The sequence below is a fragment of the Bacillus sp. CH_48 genome (assembly GCF_038008465.1).
In the GTDB taxonomy this organism is placed as follows: domain Bacteria; phylum Bacillota; class Bacilli; order Bacillales; family Bacillaceae_G; genus Bacillus_A; species Bacillus_A thuringiensis_S.
The window spans coordinates 2,210,306-2,228,030 of record NZ_JBBOZF010000001.1 but is presented as its reverse complement, the minus strand read 5'-3'; the positions used below and the strand labels follow the sequence as shown (position 1 = coordinate 2,228,030).

Genomic DNA, 17,725 nt, shown 5'->3' with positions numbered 1-17,725 from the left:
AATAAATTACAGAAAATTCATTTTATACTCATTCATTTTTAGTTTTTTATGATACAATTTACATATACAGGAAAGGGTGAAGCCTATGAAAAATTTTTCTCGTGCAGGAAAAATTTTATTCATTTACGGAGCGATCCAAATTTTTTAAAGAACATAAAAGTCCTACTAATACGTGATTTCATGTTAACTTATTAGAAGCAGAAACCTGCATTTCAGGCAAAGTTTCGCTTCCTGTTGTACTATCCATCACTGAATCACTTATCCCAGAGTAAACCTATTTCCACAGGGACAAATCACGGTTTCGAACATATAAATTATATCCCTACTCATTACATCTCTCTGGTTTCACATCGCATGAGGCTAAAAGAGGCTCTGACCGCTTCTATCCCTCGCTGGATCCTCTATTCCATCCAAAAGAGGTTTTTTATCTTTTTATCTTTTTATCTTTTTTAGCTCTTCGTTAATTCTTTCTCATCTTTCATGCTATAGTATCCTAAATTAACAACAATTAAGAAATAACCACCCATAATCCCTACTGCAAATGCCCACATAACCATATGATGCTCAATTTCGTACATAATAATAGCACCCAAAATAGCAGCGGCAAAACGGTTAAACATACCGAGCGTCGGTGCTTTCGTTTTCTTTACGATACTATCTCCAAGCTTCTCAATTCGTCTCCCTAAAAGCCAAACGCAATACATACTTACAATAAGTCCAATTCCAGCGCCTAAAAAGTGTGCTGAAAACGGTGTTAACATCCATCCTAACAAAAGAAGACCTAATATATAATACGATTGAATTTTAAACGATCTTAATGACATACTAATCATGCTGTTCTCCTCTTCAGTAATTTTTATCTATCCAACAAAAGCTGTATAACTCAGTTCTTTCGAGTTCATACTACTTAAAATTCATTTCACTCAAATTAAAAACAACATAAACAGTATGTTCATGTTGTTTAAATGTTTTTAGAAAATAATATTATACAAGATTTCGAACATCATATTCTCATATTTTGTGACGGTTTTTCAAACTTTTTCGTCCATTTATGAAAAAAATGATATCAATCTATGAACATACGGATATGATGTAATAAACACACAAATAAAGGGGGCGTCTAATGATTTATTTTTTAATGGCTCTCATTCACCTCATTATCCCTGCACTTATCGGACTTTCACTGTATTGGTACACGAAAAATCATAGCATTTTTTACGCTGTCCTCGGTGTTCTTCTTCCAGGTATTATTCTTATTACACTCTTCCGTATTCCATTTTTAAACTTAATTCCACTTATTACTGCTATCTTATTTCTCATCTTCTTACCAAAAATAAAAAAATAGGAAAGCAGATCATAGGTGATCTGTTTTCCTATTTTGATATAGGTTCCCCCGCAGTAGAATGAACTTTTACTTTCTCTGATTTCACAAACCATAGACCGAAAAAAATAATAATTCCACCGATGATTTGTTGAAACGATACATATTCATTTGCCCAGACAGCTGCAAATAAAACAGCTACAAGCGGCGTTATATACATATATACCATCGTATGTGACGCCCCAATTTTTTGAACACCAACATACCACATGACTAAGCCGAATACTGTTACAAAGAAAATGGAATATAGTAAGGCGAATAGTGTCATTCCGTGTGTAATGTGAAATGGCATTATAAATACATATGGTCCACTTAACAATAAAAGCGGAATCGCGCCAACTAAGGCTGACCATGCGGTAACACGTAGTGCTGAATATTTTTTAATTAATGGTCCTGCTAAAACAGGATAAAGCCCCCAGCATATTGATGTAATAAGTCCAATTCCATTGCCATAAAAAGAACTAGCAAGTGAATGTCCTGCTACTAAAACTAATGCTGCACCACTAAAGGCAATGATAGAACCTATGAGCTTTCGAGAAGAAAACTTTTCTTGTTTCAGAAAAATCGCAAATACAGTTGTAAAAATAGGTGAAATAGAAATGAGTAAAGAGGCATTTGTAGCGGATGTATATTTGACAGTTTCCATAAATAACGTTTGATACAGTACAATACCTACAACGCTAACGATGATTAATCTAGGTATATCCTTTCGCTCCATATAAACCGACTTTTCAATAAAAAAAGTAAGAAGTAACAGGAGCGGTGCCGCCGCCATCATACGAAGTGCGGTAAACTCAATTGTTGTAAATTCTAAAAGTCCATACTTCGCAATTGTATAGTTAATCCCCCAAATAATAACAACACTTAAAATTAATAACTCAATTCCCCATCTTCTCATGCGTATCCCCTCCGCAAAGAAAATTATACAGAAAATTCAATCATGTGTACATTTCATTATGTGAAAAAACTTTTTATAATATGAAACGTTTTGGTAAATGAAATTATATTGGCGCAACTCCATTTATATCGGCGACTTCCCAAATATATCGACTTATAAAATAAAAAAAGGTGATTCCAAAATACATTTTGGAATCACCTTTCCTTTACTATACTCGAACGTGTAATTTCATATTTGGATTATAAAACTGGCTTGGGCTCTTCAACTGAAAAGTTCCTCCACCTTCATGCCAATCAACCGTTAACTTATCGTCCATAAATACAAGCTTTGTACGATCAGCGATAAAATTCATTGTGCTTGATTCAATATCCACATCGCGCTCATCTTTCTCTGCTACAGCTACTAAATCGATGATTCCGCTCATGACACAACCGCAACCCTCATTATCGTAAAATAACTTTATATATTTCGCTTCACTTGGAATCGTATCCATAATCTTTTTATATGCTGCTTCTGTTACAGTAACGTACATATGTTAATCTTCATCCTCTCTTCTCTTATCATTCATATATTGTATCACCATTTTTCTTAAAATTTATATACAGAAAATTAAGACTAATATACAATGTATGTGATAAAGTTTCAGCAATCGAGCTTTTATGAGTAGTTCATGCAGGAGAAAGGAGGTTTGCTATCCGTGTTCAAACTACAACGATATCCTATTTTATCAAGTCTATTTGGTAGTTTCTTCATTTCTAGCGGAATGCTATTACAGCATGTACTTCCCTATTCTCCTTCTATCGGCTGGATTCTAGGCTTTATTTGTTTCCTATCCGCTTCTTATTTCGCTACGAAGAATACAAACAACTCATAAAGCAAGAATCATCTTAAGGAGGATTATTAAACATGCCAGCCTTAAAAAAAATAGAGCAATCACTCGATCACTTATTTCAAATTGAAAAATACGGAAAAGATAGTGCCTTTAGTCGATTTATCCCAGCCGTATATGATCCTATCAAATTTCCTTGGCAACAATTTTTCGAAGCAAATTTTGTAGATTTATTTAACGGCCTTATGATGCACGGATCTGAAAATGTAAACAAAGTATTTTTAGCTGTATTCCCTACAGATGACGTTCTTGAAACATTCATTTCACAATCCACACCCGGTGATTTACTCTTTATGCACCATCCCCTTGTAATGGAGTGCGGTGATCCAATTGGAAGATCAGGCCGCGGTTTCATACCAATTCCTGAAAAATATTTGCAAGGAATAAAAGAAAAACAACTTTCTATATATACATGTCACGTACCAATGGATTTTCATCAAACGCATGGAACGAGTATTTCAATTGCAAAAGCATTAAACGCTACTGTAGTGAACGACTTTGCATATGGAGGTCCAGAACAAGAACCAGTTGGCCTTATTTGTGAAATAGATGAAACATCAACAGAAGCACTCCAAAAACATCTAAAACAACTCTTCCAGATCCCTTACACAGACTTCGAAGGTAAACGACATGATTCCATCAAAAAAATCGCAATTATCGCTGGATGTGGCGATGTTGTATCTTTAATGAAGGAAGCAGAAAAAAAAGGTGCCGAAGCATATATTACAGGAGAAATCCATTGCCATATCGACAATGATTACGGGCGACATAAATACTCGCTCATTATGGATTATGTAAAAGAAACAAATATGTCTCTAATTGGGGTGTCACACTCTGCCTCTGAATATTTAGTGAAAGAGACATTGATGTATGATTGGTTTAAAGAGAATTTTGATGTGGATGTTATTTTGCTTCCTCAGGAGAAATGGTGGCTCTAACACTACTTAATTCTCCTACCGCTATTTTTGAAATCTAGACACAAAATACGATCAGCCACACAAAAATATAGAATCCGTAATATACATATAGTAGTTCTATTTTTAAAACTAGATTTTCAAAATATAGAAAGGAGAACGTACATGTATCAACGTAATTGTTTTAGTTGCGATGGCAGACGCAATAGTGGTGGTTCTAACGGAAACACTGGGCCCACTGGTAGCACCGGGGCTACCGGAAGTACTGGACCTTCCGGGCCTACTGGGGCTACCGGACCTACTGGTAGTGCTGGACCTTCCGGAGCTGGTTTCCAAAGTACTACCACCTTCAGTCTAGCAGCGGCCCCCAACTATAAAAAAGGACAAGTTGTCACTTATACGGGCAGTGGCTATGTTGTAAAAAAGGATGCACCTCAAGGATTTCCAAATGTATCTCCGGATTATATCATATTAGTAGAAAGTGGACCTACCGGTAGTACCGGACCTACGGGGAACACCGGACCCATGGGATCTGCCGGTAGTGCTTCAGCAAAAAGTATTGTTTTTCAGGGAACAAATGCTGGTTTTCAACGTATAGCGGGTTCTCCTGGAATTGACTCCAATGTTATCCCATATGTCACTGCTGGAGCCGGTAGTATAGTTGGCTTTTCTGCGTCTATAAATATAAATAATTTACCTGCTGCTGTTTATACGATTAATATTTGCAGAAATGTCCCAACAAACCTCACATCCCCTACTTCTAGCTACATCCTATCTACTATTACCTTAACTACTACTGACAAAATTACCGGAACTATGGTATTTTCTATTAAACCAACGGATAGCGGAGCAGGACAAATTCAAGTATTTAATCCTACTCCAGCAGTAGGTCCCGCTACTGTAACTTGGACTAGTATTACAACTGGAAACCCAATTGTCAGAGGAGATGCTATATCCCTTTATATTACCCCTGGAATTACTGCAAGTGCTGTATACTCTGTTTTTCTCATTACTGATATATAGCAATTCATTCCATAAAAAAAGACCCGAGATTCGGGTCAACAAATAGAAATATAAATGAACTACAACAAATAACAGACAAAGCCATTATATATTTTTCATAGTAAAACATCCATTATTTTCTTTTTACACTATCAATATATTATTTTTCGTTATCGTCCTCTTTTTTAGAACGTCTACCTAAGAAGAACACAAGAACTAATAATATAATTACCAGTAGTACTCCGCCGATAATGTAATATAGCGTGTAGTCTTTTTTCGCTTCTACCGCTGTATCATTTAACTTATCGGCTGTCTTTCCTTCAATTGTAAATTTCTTCGTCCATTCCCACTTTTGATCGCCATCAGTGGCTTTCACTTCTACTCGGTACATTCCTGGATCAAACGCTTTGTTTTCCCAGCTAATAGCGTAATCAAAGTTTGAGTTTGGCGCCATTCTTAAATTTTCTTTTTTCGCTTCAAATAAAACGTCTGTACCTTTTTCTTTATATACCTTTGCATCAACACTTAAATTTTTTAACATTGCTGGCTTTACGTTTTGTAAATTTGCAGTAACAACGTTACGCCCGTTAATTTGTGTTGGCTTTACTTCGTTTAATTTCATGTCTGGTTTTACTTCAGCATCCGTCTCTTTTAAAACAACGCCAATTGCGTATGCATATTTATTTTCAATTTGCACACCTTCATCTTTTTTCTTTGCATTCTCATCTTCTTTTTCTTTAAAGTATAAACCACCTAAAATAACACCATCAAACGACTCACTTGGCATTTCCAAGTTTATATCAACTGTCACTATGCTGTTAGCTGGGACTTTCGTTTCTTTTGGCATTTTAGCAATTTTAGAAAACGGATATTTCAAAGTAGAATCCGTTTTTGGTTCTACTGTACTATAATCTGTAATACCATTGCTATTCGTAATTGCTGTATTAGCAAACGATTCTACCACAACTTCTTTATTCGTATCATTTTTCATTTGGACTTGAATTGTTTGCTTTTGTCCAGGTTGCATTTTCAAATCAAAATACGTTTGATTTTTATCAATTTGATTTTCTGGTATAACTGCTGTCACAGCGAATTTCATTTCAGCCGCATATACTGAAAAAGCGTTTACTATGAAGAATGTAATTAATAGTAAGCTAGTAAATAGTTTTTTTACCATCTCTTATGTAGTCCCCTTCATATCCATTTTATAGACAAGAAAGAGATAAGGTTAAAGCCATTCCCTTATCTCTTCTCATTTTCCTCTTTTATCTTAAAATTCCTCTTACTTACATAGGAGCGTCTGTTAGTTCCCAAGTTAGTGAAGTTGTGTATTGTGTTTGTTCTTTTTTCGTTTTACCTGGTACAGATAACTCTACGCTTTGTTTCGCTTCTGTTGCATCTTTACCAAACGTATTTACCCATGTACCCATACCTTGGTTTTCTTTTGCATCGATTAAATCAGATGCTGCACCACTTGGATTTAATGTGATAGATTGTTCTGCTGTTGGTGCGTCGCTACCTGCGTTTGATTTCAAAGCTGAATTTTTTAATGTTAATGCTGCACCATCCAACGCTTTATCATCTGCAGTTTTGAATTGACCATTTTGTTTTACTGTTAAATGCCATCCAGCATTTGTACCACGATTATCTGTTACTTGAACGTAGTTCGGCACGTCAATTACAGAACCGTCTACTTTTTTCTTTACTTTATCTAATTCTGCAAAGTAGATTTCGTTATTCCCTGATGCTTTTTGTGTTTTAAAGTTGAAGTTAGATACATAATCAATACTTAGTGGACCATCTGTACCTTTTTTATCTGGATCAACTGGATCTACAGTTTCATCTGGATTCTCTGGATTAACAACATCAATTTTATCTGTATTTTTCTCGAATTTAATAAATGCTTTTGAGTCTAATTTCCCGCCATCTTTCTCAGCTGCAAATGCAGACGTCCCTACTGATACTGATGATAATGTTACCGCTCCAATTAATGCTATTTTTGCTAGTTTCATAGTTTTATACCCCTTTATAATCATTTTTTAAAATTTAGTCATTCTTAATTTTCAATCTTGTATAAGCTTAGTTTGGTGTATCTTCTAAAGTCCAAGTTAACTCAGCTGAATATTTCGCACCTTTTTCTTTCGCCGTCGTACCTGGTACGAATAAGCTCACACTCTGTTTACCTTGTTCTGTTCCTTTACCAAATGCAGTCGTCCAATCACCCATACCTTTATTCTTTGCGGCAGTAGTAATTTCCACCGCATCTCCACCTGGAGCTAGCGTTACTTTATTTTTAAATGTTGTAGGTGCATATTGTGCATCAGTTACAGAATTTACAGCTGGGTTACTTAAGCTTAAAGCTGCATTTGTTAACTCACTATTACCACTTTTAAATTGTGCATTTTGCTTTACTTTCAATTTCCATCCTGCATTTGTACCACGGTTATCTGTTACAGATACGAAGTTAGGTACTTCAACTGTTTTGCTCCCTTGTTTCACTTTATCCAATTTTGCAAAGTACGTTTGATCATTACCAGAGATAACTTGCTCGCCGAAGTGTAAGTTAGAAACGTAGTTAATACTTAATGGACCTTTTGTTCCTTTTTCATGGTCATCAGGGTTCTCTGGTGTAACTTTTTCATTTGGATTTTCTGGATTGTTTGGATCTGTTGTGCTTGTATCTTCAATAAACGTTACATCGGTTTTTGATTTCATATTTGCTTTCTCTTCCGCAAATGCTGAAGTTCCTACTGCTGCAACTGATGTTAATGATACTGCACCGATTAATGCTAATTTTGCTAGTTTCATATGTACCTTCCCCTTTTCTCTGTTTTCATCTATTTTTTATTTTGAATACACTTGCTTTCCCCTAATTCTTTTGAATACATATAGAGATAAAACAATCGAAAACAATCCTATATATTGTTTGAAGTCCCGTGTCTGGCCTCCTGTTTTCGGTAAATATTTATCTCCATTTTTATTTTTATCAACTGTCTCTTTTTTTGTATTTATCTTTGTCGGATCAGTTGATGTATTTGGTGTATAGCTATTCGAAAATGTAATACCCGCTTTTGAATTCGTACTTGTAGCCGTTACTACATTTGCCATAAGAAACGGCACACATATAACTGTGGAAACGATAATACCAACTATTTTTTTCATTACTCTCTCCTTTCTAAAATTTATATATTTCATATATTTTTAGAGAGGAGCATCGGTTAATGTCCATTCTAGCTGTCCAGCATATTTTGTATTTGCTTTGACATTCGGCCCTGGTTTTACTTGTAAATGAATTCCCTCGTTTTCCTTCCAATTTAATGAAACCTCCTCGTCGTTTTTAGAAGTATACGAGAATGCTTCTATACTAGAATTACTTAAAGGTGTATCCTTTCCATTTCGTTTGTAAATCAATGCTCCCGTCAATGTGTCATTTTGCGCTGAAGTTAATGGTGTAATTTCCTTTACATATACACTCCATTTTTGCTTTTTAACACGATTATCGGTTACCTTTAAAGAATTTGAAATCGCCTTCGGTGTGTATGTCGTTGTTTTCGATGGAATTGTTACATCTCCAAAGGTAATTTCTTTTGGTACGTCTACTAACTTTAAAGTCCCATCAACGACAGTAACCGGTACTTGAATCTCCGCTTGTACACCTTGCTTCGTTTCAATTACAACCGTTACAGTATGATTCCCTATTGTTTTTGTATCCGGAATATTGATTAACTTCATTACTGATATTGGTTTATCTACATCCAAATTCGTATCTACAGATAAATCTGTCACAAATTTAGAAATATCCATTTTTGTTAAATCTGTTCCTTGCACTACTTTTTGTGGGACTGGTTTCCCAGTCGGAATACCTTTATACCTTATTTTTGCGATTCCATCTCGATTACTATCTTGCCCATTCTTATCGTCATCTAAATAGTTTTTAGCTGACACCGGTATTTCAAGATAACCATCTTTATAATATTTCATTACATCAGCACCTTTTACAGGAGAACCTGTAATTGTCATCTCGTAAATTTTCCCGTTGAATTCTTCTGTTTTTAGCGCATTTGCTTTCGCAACCGCAGTGACCTTATTGTTTTTCCTGCTAATATCAAAGAAGCTACTTACATCATCTCCACTTTCCACATCTTGAATGGAAACATCATTCACAGTAAAATCCTTATTCACTTCACTTTCTAATACAAAAGATTTCGCATAGTGAATATCTTTCGATTGAGCAGGCATATTTTGATATACCTTATAAGAAAGTTGACGGGAATTATCTTCCACGATATCTCCTATTACACTTGGAGCTGGAATTTCAATTTGTGCAATCGCTAATTGGTCGTATGATACATTAACACCTGAAGCATTTAATCTAACTTCTAGCGGTAATTCTGTTAAATTATCAAATGTAATTGTCATATCTGCTTCTGGAGTAGCTACTGGGCCTGCTGTTCCAGAAAACTCTATTTTATTATTCCCTTTGTCTTGATACCTAATTGAACTCGTATCATACACGTATAAATTCGTTAAATGACTACCATCATTACGTAACGTTACATTTTTATAACTATTTATCCTTTTGAAATTCCACATTGCCGTTAATGGTACTTTTTTACTTGTTCCGTGTTCATAAAATTCAAAGGAAGCATTATAAGTTTGTCCTGACCTTCCGTTCCCATATAATTGTAAAAAGTTTTTTGCATCACCTTTAGTTATTGGTGTTTTAACATCTACAGATGAAGCTGTCATAGAGTGAATATTAATACGGACATCAATCCATTTCCCTTGATATTCACCAGCTTTTTTTACTAATACGTACTGTTCTCTATTTGAATTTCTAAATGTATATTGACTTTGACCAGTTCTGTCATTGCTACTACCCTTTACCTCATATGTTACTTGTGGGCTCCAAACAAATCTAAAAGCATATTTACCCGGGATAGAAGGCCCTTCACCTGTTCTATTATTTATTACCTTTACATTTGGATATCTAAGAATACTTGTAACAGGACTAGCAGCTAGTAGAGATTGGCTCTTTAATACCTTCTCAGCTTGAATAGCAGGTAATTCCTGATTATTTTCGTTTACCTTATTGCTCTCTTTTAATTCATTTTCCTTTGATACGAGTTCTTCATTAACCTTTTCTTTCTCTAAAGTATTCGTTTCTTTTGGAACTTCAGCATTAGTAGGCTTTATTTCTTGTTTTTTATTTTCTTCCGATACTTTTACTTTTTCATTTTTTTCTTTTTTCACAACTTCCTCTGAAGCCTTTGGATTTTCATCAGAAATAGCTACATTTAAAGCCTCTTTTTTCTCTACAACATGTAGAGAAGGAGATTCAATTTTCTTTTCATTCCCTTCAAATTTCACTATCGGTTCAAATTTGTACTCTCCAGCTTTTTTCATTTGAATGACTACATATACGTCACCGATAGAATTACTTTGTTCATTCTTTTCAATTTTTACAATGTAATCTTCTGTTACTGAAATGTTTTGAATCGCTTTATTATTTTCATTCATTTTTTTCGTTTCTTCTTCATTAAAGAGCTGCTCATTAGATAATTTCAGCTCGATATTAGCATCTTGTTTATTTGTATTTGTAATCTTTAATACTACATTTTCATCAACTTTTATTTCTTGTTTATCCATATGAACGATAAAACGTCCTTGCTCGTCATTTGTAACCGCATAAACTTTCGTTGCAGAGTAGTCTAGCACACCAACTTGTGTAAATAATATTCCTCCAGCGAGAAGTATACGCCCAAATTTCCCTATTTGATTTTGCAATGTACTTCCCTCCCTTGCTTTTTATGTACCGAATATTCAGAACATTAAATGTATTAATCGACTAAATTTACAATCATAATGTGTATTCTGAAAAAATAAAAAGCCTGGTTGCCTTTTCGATTTTCATATATCACAACATGTGTGAAAATCCAAACTGCAACCAGACCATCATAGTAATTTTCATTACCTTAGACTCTTAGCTTTGCGACCTATCCTTTCGAACAGTGTGCCTATTTATTTTTTTTGAGACAACAAAAAGTCCAGTTGCCTCTTCGATTTTCATACACACAACTATGTGTGAAAATCCAAACTGCAACCAGACCATCATAGTAATTTTCATTACCTTAGACTCTTAGCTTTGCGACCTATCCTTTCGAACAGTGTGCCTATTTATTTTTTTTGAGACAACAAAAAGTCCAGTTGCCTCTTCGATTTTCATACACACAACTATGTGTGAAAATCCAAACTGCAACCAGACTATCATAGTAATTTTTATTACCTTAGACTCTTAGCTTTGCGACCTATTCTTTCGAACAGTGTGCCCATTTATTTTTTTTTGAGAAAACAAAAAGTCCAGTTGCCTCTTCGATTTTCATACATACAACTATGTGTGAAAATCCAAACTGCAACCAGACTATCATAGTAATTTTTATTACTTTAGACTCTTAGCTTTGCGACCTATTCTTTCGAACAGTGTGCCCATTTATTTTTTTTTGAGAAAACAAAAAGTCCAGTTGCCTCTTCGATTTTCATACATACAACTATGTGTGAAAATCCAAACTGCAACCAGACTATCATAGTAATTTTCATTACTTTAGACTCTTAGCTTTGCGACCTATCCTTTCGAATAGTGTGCCAAATATAGGAATTTATTTATCGTGTTTTGAATATACCATTAAAACCCAAAAAAGAAAATAGTTTTTTTAGAAAAAAATAATTAATTTTTATAGTCTAAATTCCCCCCGGAAAATCCATAATGAAAACTTTCAAAAAACATTTTGATGTTAGAAACACATCATATATTCTTTATAGATAAAGTGAAACTTTAATCAGCCCTCACCAATCGGGCTACCCGGCAAATAGCGGGATAAAATAAAAAAACATCACTTCCAAATAAGTGATGTTTTTTGTAGTTAATGCAGTGGTAACATAACCTCAACCGTCGTTCCAACCCCAACTTCACTTTCAAAACTCATTTTACCGTTGTGATCTTTAATAATTTTTTCTGTAACTACTAAACCTAGACCAGTTCCTGTTTCTTTCGTTGTATAAAAGGCTTCGTTTAACTTTGGAATTTTATCTTTCGGAATGCCGCATCCCTCATCTTTCACTTGAACGATGATTCCTTCTTTTACAGTAACTTTAATCGTAATTGTTCCGCCAACTGACATTGCTTCAATTGCATTTTTAATTAAATTAAAAAAGACCTGTTTTAATCGTTTTTCATCACATGTAATTGATGGTAAGTCTTTACTGTAAATACCTTGTATGTGGACTCCTTGTTTTAAAGCAGGCTTTTCCATAACTCGAATAACATAAGAGATAATTTCTTGTATGTTATGAGTTTCTGATTCTAGTGATTTAGATTTCTCAAATCCACTAAGTTCTGTAGCAATTATATGAATCCGATCTACTTCTTGTTTCATAATATCACTATAAATTTTATCCTCTGGATGCTTGTCTGCTTGTTTATTCACAAGTTTTTTTAAGTTTGCTAAAGGTCTTCTAATCTTATAACCAATAACCGTTGCCATCTTTCCAACAGCTGCTAGTTTTTCTGTTTGTTTTATTTCTTTGTCCATCATCTCAAGCGTACGAACGTAAGACTGAACCCTCAAAAATATAATCCAACATATAATAGTAAATACACTATATAATGCCATTGGGATTAAAACGAGAGAAGATTGAATAATGATTCCTGTAAAAGCGTACTTCCCGACAAGTATCGCTGGAACTAACCAGAAATATCTTTTATTCACAAAGATTGGTGCAAACAAAATAAAAAATACTTCTACTATATTTCCACCGTCAAATTCCGCATCGCTACCATAATAAATCATAATGTTGTGGATACAATCTAATACATTATAGCCAATTAGAATAATATACTTTACCGCAAAAACATTCTTCCATTTCATAAAGTATATTCCAATGCAAAACAATACTACCATCAAAAAGTAAAGCCATAAACCTAAACCATCTTCAAACTTTCCTACGCCTTCTTGCTCTCCCGCGATTAAAGGTACGATAAATTCATAGGCAAGATCATACACAAAAAATATAATAAAAAATAAACTTAAAAATACTTTCAACGCCTTTATTTCTTCATTTTTAAATATATAGCCTTTATTCATATGGTAACTCCTAGCTTTTCTTCCACTTGAATTTCAGTATTTCCACACTTCCTTGGCAGAATAATGTCTATTCTCGTTCCAGTATTTCTTTCACTTGAAATATGTAACTCACCAAGGTGCTCGGCGACAATTCGATTTGCTACTGTAAGACCCAGACCAATTTTATCTTGTTTCGTTGTATAAAAGGCCTCTGTAACACGGGCTAAGTTTTCTTGCTTAATACCATGACCATTATCAATTAAGCTGATCATCACATACTCTTTCCCTTTATTTTCTAACCGTAAATGTAATATGCCACCTTGCTCCATTGCTTCTAAAGCATTTTTTATCGTATATAGAAAGACTCCTCTTATTCTTCGTTCATCACATTCAACTTCTATTGTTTGTTCTCCCACATTAGAAATAAGCTGCACATTTAATTCATTCATTTTTTCGCGAAGAGTTGTTGTTGCTTGTAATACAATTTTTCCCAGATCATGTTTCTTATAAATAGAAGGCTTGCATGTAGCAACTTCCATCAACTCACTTATCATATTATTCATATTTTCTATTTCAAAGATCATACGTTTATAAACAGGATCCTCTTCATGCTTCTCTCTTTGTAATTGCGTAAATCCTTTTAATGAAGCGAGTGGATTTTTAATTTCATGTCCAACCGTCGCTGCCATTTTTCCGATTACTGCTAATTTTTGTGATTCACTAGCAATCGCAATACTTTCCTTTACAGCTGAAAGATATTGTAAAAATCGGTTTAAAATGATATATGCAGCTATTAACATAAGTGTACACATAATAAGGAACATAAATGCTTTTATTTCCTCTAATACAAATAAATAAATTAAATATTTTCCTACAATAGAAGAAAGTAAGATTACATAAAATTTTTTATTTAAAAATATGGGTACAAAGAAAATGAGAATAATTTCTATTATATTTGTCGCATCAAACGCCGCCTTATTATAAAAAATATACGAAAATATATTAGCGATTTCTATCCCTATGTATGCAAATATCCATGCATATTTAACAAGGTTTGCCTTCTCTTTTTTCATTAAATATATATTCACGCACAGTATTGCTACTCCGCAAATAACTTGCCATACTATGTTGTATCCCTTATCCATTATTGATTTATTGTCTAATACAATTGCATAGAAAATTTGATATACAATAACAATAACATATAACACCCATAAAAGGATTTTTGCATTCCTTTCTTCTTCTTTATATGATAGAAAACTTTCTTTCACTTCAACACCCCTTCAAAATAACATCTCAAAGAATACCATTTATTATAATAAATGATTTTCATAGACAAACAAAGATAAATCGCACATTTGAGGAAAATCATCCCAACGATGCAACATCTTCATGCTATATACAAGCATAAAAACCATAAACAATAATACGTATATTATGGGAGGTGTTTTTATGGACGGCAAAAAAAATAAAAAGATAGAACAACTCCAATCTTTCACGCGTGAAAATGAAGGAAAGGAGATGACAACAAATACAGGTGTTAAAATTTCAAATGATGAAAACTCTTTAACAGCTGGAGATCGTGGCCCTACCCTTCTAGAAGATTTCCTTATGCGAGAAAAACTTTCTCACTTTGACCGTGAACGAATTCCAGAACGAGTCGTTCACGCACGAGGATACGGAGCACATGGCATTTTTGAGTTATATGAATCTTTAGAAGAGCTAACAATGGCCCATTTTCTACAAGACCCTTCAAAAAAAACACCGCTTTTCATTCGTTTCTCTGAAGTAGCTGGATCAAAAGGAGCAAATGAAACGAATCGAGATGTAAGAGGATTCGCCGTTAAATTTTATACAGAAGAAGGAAATTTTGATTTAGTAGGAAACAATATTCCCATTTTCTTTATTCAAGATGGCATTAAATTCCCTGATCTTATTCACGCCCTTAAACCAGAGCCGCATAATGAAATTCCACAGGGACAAACAGCACATGATACTTTTTGGGACTTCATCGCCAATAATCAAGAATCAGCTGCAATGATGATGTGGATTATGTCCGATCGTACAATTCCAAGAAGCTTTCGAATGATGCAAGGATTTGGCGTTCATACATTTCGTTTCGTTAATAAAAATGGAAAGTCACGATTCGTGAAATTCCACTGGAAGCCAAAGCTCGGCGTTCATTCGTTAATTTGGGATGAAGCACAAAAACTAGGTGGTGCTGATCCAGATTACCATCGCCGTGATTTGTGGGAAAATATTAATGCTGGAAACTATCCTGAGTACGAACTTGGCATTCAAATTTTAGAAGAAGAGGACGAATTTAAATACGGCTTCGATATATTAGATGCAACGAAAATTTGGCCTGAAGAAGATTTTCCCGTTAAAATCATTGGGAAAATGACCTTAAATCGCAATGTAGATAATGTATTCGCTGAAACTGAACAAGTGGCACTACACCCTGGAAGTATCATTCGTGGTATTGACTTTACCAATGACCCTCTCTTACAAGGTAGACTCTTTTCTTATACAGACACACAATTAGCACGCGTTGGTACAAATTATCAAGAACTACCGATTAACCGTCCAATATGCCCATTTCATAACAATCAAAGAGATGGTGCGTCTAAATATATAATCGACAAAGGAAACGTTGCCTACCATAACAATTCCTTAGCAAATAATTCTCCTTATACTGTACCTGGGACAAAAGGGGGGTTCGTTACATATCCTTCTACTGTATCTGGTCATAAAACAAGGGAAACTGCTGCTAGCTTCAAAGACCACTTCTCTCAAGCTCGTTTATTTTGGAATAGTATGAGTCACGTCGAAAAAATCCATATTATACAAGCTTTCTCCTTTGAATTAGGAAAAGTCAAAAGTAAATCTGTCCGCCAACAAGTCGTTGATATGATTGGACATATTAGTACAGAATTGGCTACTTTAGTTGCAGAAGCTCTCGGAGCAAAAGTCCCAAATGTGCAAGAATCCAACGTTACAAAATCATCTCCAGCACTCAGTATGGCAAATACGACCTTTAGTCCTAATACATTACGAGTAGGTGTCATTGTTGCAAATGGATATGATGGGCCAAGCGCACAATATATAATAAATCAGTTCAAACAAGTAGGTCTTCAACCAGTGATCGTTTCCGAACGATTAGGCATAGTGCAGGGGACGTCAAATGGACATTGGGAAGTAAATGATACTTTCTTAACAGGCTCACCACTCCTTTATGATGGATTACTTCTTATCGGCGGAAAGATGGATGATCATTTTCTTAACAAAGCAAGTTCCTTTGTCGTAGAATCATATAATCACTTTAAGCCGATTGGCTCCTTCCAAAACGGCTCTTCTATTATTCAATCTTTAAATATAGAAGGAAAGCCTGGTGTTTTAATAGAACAAGACCCTACGCGACTAGCAAATGAATTTATTAAAGCTATGACAAAACAACGCTTTTGGGATAGAGCATATTCATAAAATAGGGGGACATTTATGTTTGTTACTGTCGAGAAAGATGTGCATATTTTTGTGCAAGACGTTAATCCTGGTCCAGGTAGTAAGACTGTTTTCTTCGTTCACGGATGGCCTTTAAATCATCAAATGTATCAATATCAACTCAATGTTTTACCAGAGCATGGCTTTCGCTGTATCGCCATGGATATACGAGGGAATGGGCAATCTGATAAGCCATGGACTGGTTACACGTATGATCGATTAGCCGATGATATCGCAATTGTTCTAGAAGCACTCGAAGTAGAGAACGCTACATTAGTCGGTTTCTCAGTTGGTGGTGCTCTTTCTATTCGCTATATGTCTCGCTATAATGGGCGCCGCATTTCTAAGCTCGCATTAATTGACGCTGTCTCCCCCTCTTTCGTTAAAAATCAAGAGTCCCCTTACGGTGTACCGAAAGAACAAGCAGATGCTCTCATTAATCAAATGTATGCTAATTTACCAAAATTTTTAAATGATGTATCTTTATCCTTTTTCAATAGAAACTTAGGAGCTGCAACCCTTGAATGGTTTTCTTATCTCGGTATGCAGTCCGCTTCTTATGCCCTTATCAAAATTTTACAAGCAGCTGCAAATGAAGATGTAACGAAAGATTTAAATAAAATTAACGTCCCAACAAAAATCTTCCACGGCGTTCACGACCAACTAATTCCTTACAAAAGTGCTGAGCTTACGCAACAACGAATTAAAAATTCTCAGTTACATGCTCTTACAAATAGTGGCCATGGTTCACCAATCGATCAAGCGGATGAATTAAATAAAGAACTGATAAAATTTTTACATGCATAACAACTGCAATACAAGATTGAAAGTTAACATAATCGATTTTTTACAAAACATAAAATTCACACATTTCTCACAAATATACAAATAAAACGATTACATTTTCATATATACTAAATGTACAAGTAATACTCCCTAAACCCAGCTTGTCTGGTTACCCCGTTAAATACTATGAAAAAAGAACTTGTATCGTTATACAAGTTCTTTTTGTTTCTTTTA

The 17,725-nt window shown here is 34.6% G+C and carries 16 protein-coding genes and 5 riboswitches; of the genes, 6 read left to right on the top strand and 10 right to left on the bottom strand.

Features of this window, described 5'->3' with window-relative positions:
* Positions 1-449 precede the first annotated feature (449 nt).
* A complete protein-coding gene (locus N2V92_RS11110; RefSeq protein WP_016077181.1) occupies positions 450-833 on the bottom strand; it encodes an ATP synthase subunit I in 384 nt (127 codons plus the stop codon).
* A gap of 290 nt (positions 834-1,123) precedes the next feature.
* On the opposite strand from N2V92_RS11110, the gene N2V92_RS11105 reads away from it, so the two are divergent.
* Entirely contained in the window at positions 1,124-1,345 is a 222-nt protein-coding gene (locus N2V92_RS11105) for a hypothetical protein (RefSeq protein ID WP_000639042.1), read from the top strand.
* Between the two features lie 28 nt (positions 1,346-1,373).
* Here the strand turns inward: N2V92_RS11105 and N2V92_RS11100 are convergent, their stop codons facing one another.
* Positions 1,374-2,279: a DMT family transporter gene (locus tag N2V92_RS11100; protein WP_016077180.1), complete on the bottom strand. Its 906-nt coding sequence runs from the start codon at positions 2,277-2,279 to the stop codon at positions 1,374-1,376.
* Positions 2,280-2,487: 208 nt separating this feature from the next.
* Positions 2,488-2,811: an iron-sulfur cluster biosynthesis family protein gene (locus N2V92_RS11095; protein WP_000289570.1), complete on the bottom strand. Its 324-nt coding sequence runs from the start codon at positions 2,809-2,811 to the stop codon at positions 2,488-2,490.
* Between the two features lie 165 nt (positions 2,812-2,976).
* On the opposite strand from N2V92_RS11095, the gene N2V92_RS11090 reads away from it, so the two are divergent.
* The 3 genes from N2V92_RS11090 to N2V92_RS11080 all read left to right on the top strand — a co-directional run bounded on the left by N2V92_RS11090 (position 2,977) and on the right by N2V92_RS11080 (position 5,105).
* Positions 2,977-3,153 (top strand): hypothetical protein, encoded by a 177-nt coding sequence (locus tag N2V92_RS11090; protein WP_042595970.1) that lies wholly within the window; start codon positions 2,977-2,979, stop codon positions 3,151-3,153.
* 32 nt (positions 3,154-3,185) lie between these two features.
* Positions 3,186-4,106 (top strand): Nif3-like dinuclear metal center hexameric protein, encoded by a 921-nt coding sequence (locus N2V92_RS11085; protein ID WP_042595972.1) that lies wholly within the window; start codon positions 3,186-3,188, stop codon positions 4,104-4,106.
* Positions 4,107-4,247: 141 nt separating this feature from the next.
* Positions 4,248-5,105 (top strand): collagen-like protein, encoded by an 858-nt coding sequence (locus tag N2V92_RS11080; RefSeq protein ID WP_000284871.1) that lies wholly within the window; start codon positions 4,248-4,250, stop codon positions 5,103-5,105.
* A gap of 139 nt (positions 5,106-5,244) precedes the next feature.
* On the opposite strand, the gene N2V92_RS11075 is transcribed toward N2V92_RS11080, so the two are convergent.
* The 7 genes from N2V92_RS11075 to N2V92_RS11045 all read right to left on the bottom strand — a co-directional run bounded on the left by N2V92_RS11075 (position 5,245) and on the right by N2V92_RS11045 (position 14,475).
* Positions 5,245-6,261 carry a DUF916 and DUF3324 domain-containing protein gene (locus N2V92_RS11075; protein ID WP_000239418.1) on the bottom strand — a complete coding sequence of 339 codons (1,017 nt, stop codon included), beginning with the start codon at positions 6,259-6,261 and terminating at the stop codon, positions 5,245-5,247.
* A 109-nt stretch (positions 6,262-6,370) separates the two neighbouring features.
* Positions 6,371-7,096 (bottom strand): WxL domain-containing protein, encoded by a 726-nt coding sequence (locus N2V92_RS11070; RefSeq protein WP_000761506.1) that lies wholly within the window; start codon positions 7,094-7,096, stop codon positions 6,371-6,373.
* 67 nt (positions 7,097-7,163) lie between these two features.
* Positions 7,164-7,892, bottom strand: a complete 729-nt coding sequence (locus N2V92_RS11065) for a WxL domain-containing protein (protein ID WP_000761529.1) — start codon at positions 7,890-7,892, stop codon at positions 7,164-7,166.
* A gap of 36 nt (positions 7,893-7,928) precedes the next feature.
* Positions 7,929-8,246: a hypothetical protein gene (locus N2V92_RS11060; protein WP_000724871.1), complete on the bottom strand. Its 318-nt coding sequence runs from the start codon at positions 8,244-8,246 to the stop codon at positions 7,929-7,931.
* A 39-nt stretch (positions 8,247-8,285) separates the two neighbouring features.
* Entirely contained in the window at positions 8,286-10,871 is a 2,586-nt protein-coding gene (locus N2V92_RS11055; protein ID WP_016077179.1) for a WxL domain-containing protein, read from the bottom strand.
* Positions 10,872-11,023: 152 nt separating this feature from the next.
* Positions 11,024-11,112: riboswitch (cyclic di-GMP riboswitch) on the bottom strand.
* Positions 11,113-11,179: 67 nt separating this feature from the next.
* Positions 11,180-11,268, bottom strand: a riboswitch (cyclic di-GMP riboswitch).
* A 67-nt stretch (positions 11,269-11,335) separates the two neighbouring features.
* A riboswitch (cyclic di-GMP riboswitch) is annotated at positions 11,336-11,424 on the bottom strand.
* A 68-nt stretch (positions 11,425-11,492) separates the two neighbouring features.
* Positions 11,493-11,581, bottom strand: a riboswitch (cyclic di-GMP riboswitch).
* A gap of 68 nt (positions 11,582-11,649) precedes the next feature.
* A riboswitch (cyclic di-GMP riboswitch) is annotated at positions 11,650-11,738 on the bottom strand.
* A gap of 266 nt (positions 11,739-12,004) precedes the next feature.
* The gene (locus N2V92_RS11050; protein WP_001032631.1) at positions 12,005-13,225 is read right to left on the bottom strand and encodes an ATP-binding protein; all 1,221 of its coding nucleotides are present in this window, start codon (positions 13,223-13,225) and stop codon (positions 12,005-12,007) included.
* Positions 13,222-14,475 (bottom strand): ATP-binding protein, encoded by a 1,254-nt coding sequence (locus tag N2V92_RS11045; protein ID WP_000664882.1) that lies wholly within the window; start codon positions 14,473-14,475, stop codon positions 13,222-13,224. Before N2V92_RS11045 ends, N2V92_RS11050 begins: the two co-directional genes overlap by 4 nt.
* 181 nt (positions 14,476-14,656) lie before the next feature.
* Between N2V92_RS11045 and N2V92_RS11040 the strand changes: the two genes are divergently transcribed.
* Positions 14,657-16,687 (top strand): catalase, encoded by a 2,031-nt coding sequence (locus N2V92_RS11040; RefSeq protein WP_000348754.1) that lies wholly within the window; start codon positions 14,657-14,659, stop codon positions 16,685-16,687.
* 15 nt (positions 16,688-16,702) lie between these two features.
* Positions 16,703-17,512 carry an alpha/beta fold hydrolase gene (locus N2V92_RS11035; RefSeq protein WP_000498274.1) on the top strand — a complete coding sequence of 270 codons (810 nt, stop codon included), beginning with the start codon at positions 16,703-16,705 and terminating at the stop codon, positions 17,510-17,512.
* Positions 17,513-17,725 lie beyond the last annotated feature (213 nt).

Excerpts from the sequence above, each read along its gene's own strand:
- N2V92_RS11110 (WP_016077181.1), bottom strand. The coding sequence starts at position 833 with ATGATTAGTATGTCATTAAGATCGTTTAAAATTCAATCGTATTATATA.
- N2V92_RS11105 (WP_000639042.1), top strand. The coding sequence starts at position 1,124 with ATGATTTATTTTTTAATGGCTCTCATTCACCTCATTATCCCTGCACTT.
- N2V92_RS11100 (WP_016077180.1), bottom strand. The coding sequence starts at position 2,279 with ATGAGAAGATGGGGAATTGAGTTATTAATTTTAAGTGTTGTTATTATT.
- N2V92_RS11095 (WP_000289570.1), bottom strand. The coding sequence starts at position 2,811 with ATGTACGTTACTGTAACAGAAGCAGCATATAAAAAGATTATGGATACG.
- N2V92_RS11085 (WP_042595972.1), top strand. The coding sequence starts at position 3,186 with ATGCCAGCCTTAAAAAAAATAGAGCAATCACTCGATCACTTATTTCAA.
- N2V92_RS11080 (WP_000284871.1), top strand. The coding sequence starts at position 4,248 with ATGTATCAACGTAATTGTTTTAGTTGCGATGGCAGACGCAATAGTGGT.
- N2V92_RS11075 (WP_000239418.1), bottom strand. The coding sequence starts at position 6,261 with ATGGTAAAAAAACTATTTACTAGCTTACTATTAATTACATTCTTCATA.
- N2V92_RS11070 (WP_000761506.1), bottom strand. The coding sequence starts at position 7,096 with ATGAAACTAGCAAAAATAGCATTAATTGGAGCGGTAACATTATCATCA.
- N2V92_RS11065 (WP_000761529.1), bottom strand. The coding sequence starts at position 7,892 with ATGAAACTAGCAAAATTAGCATTAATCGGTGCAGTATCATTAACATCA.
- N2V92_RS11060 (WP_000724871.1), bottom strand. The coding sequence starts at position 8,246 with ATGAAAAAAATAGTTGGTATTATCGTTTCCACAGTTATATGTGTGCCG.
- N2V92_RS11050 (WP_001032631.1), bottom strand. The coding sequence starts at position 13,225 with ATGAATAAAGGCTATATATTTAAAAATGAAGAAATAAAGGCGTTGAAA.
- N2V92_RS11040 (WP_000348754.1), top strand. The coding sequence starts at position 14,657 with ATGGACGGCAAAAAAAATAAAAAGATAGAACAACTCCAATCTTTCACG.
- N2V92_RS11035 (WP_000498274.1), top strand. The coding sequence starts at position 16,703 with ATGTTTGTTACTGTCGAGAAAGATGTGCATATTTTTGTGCAAGACGTT.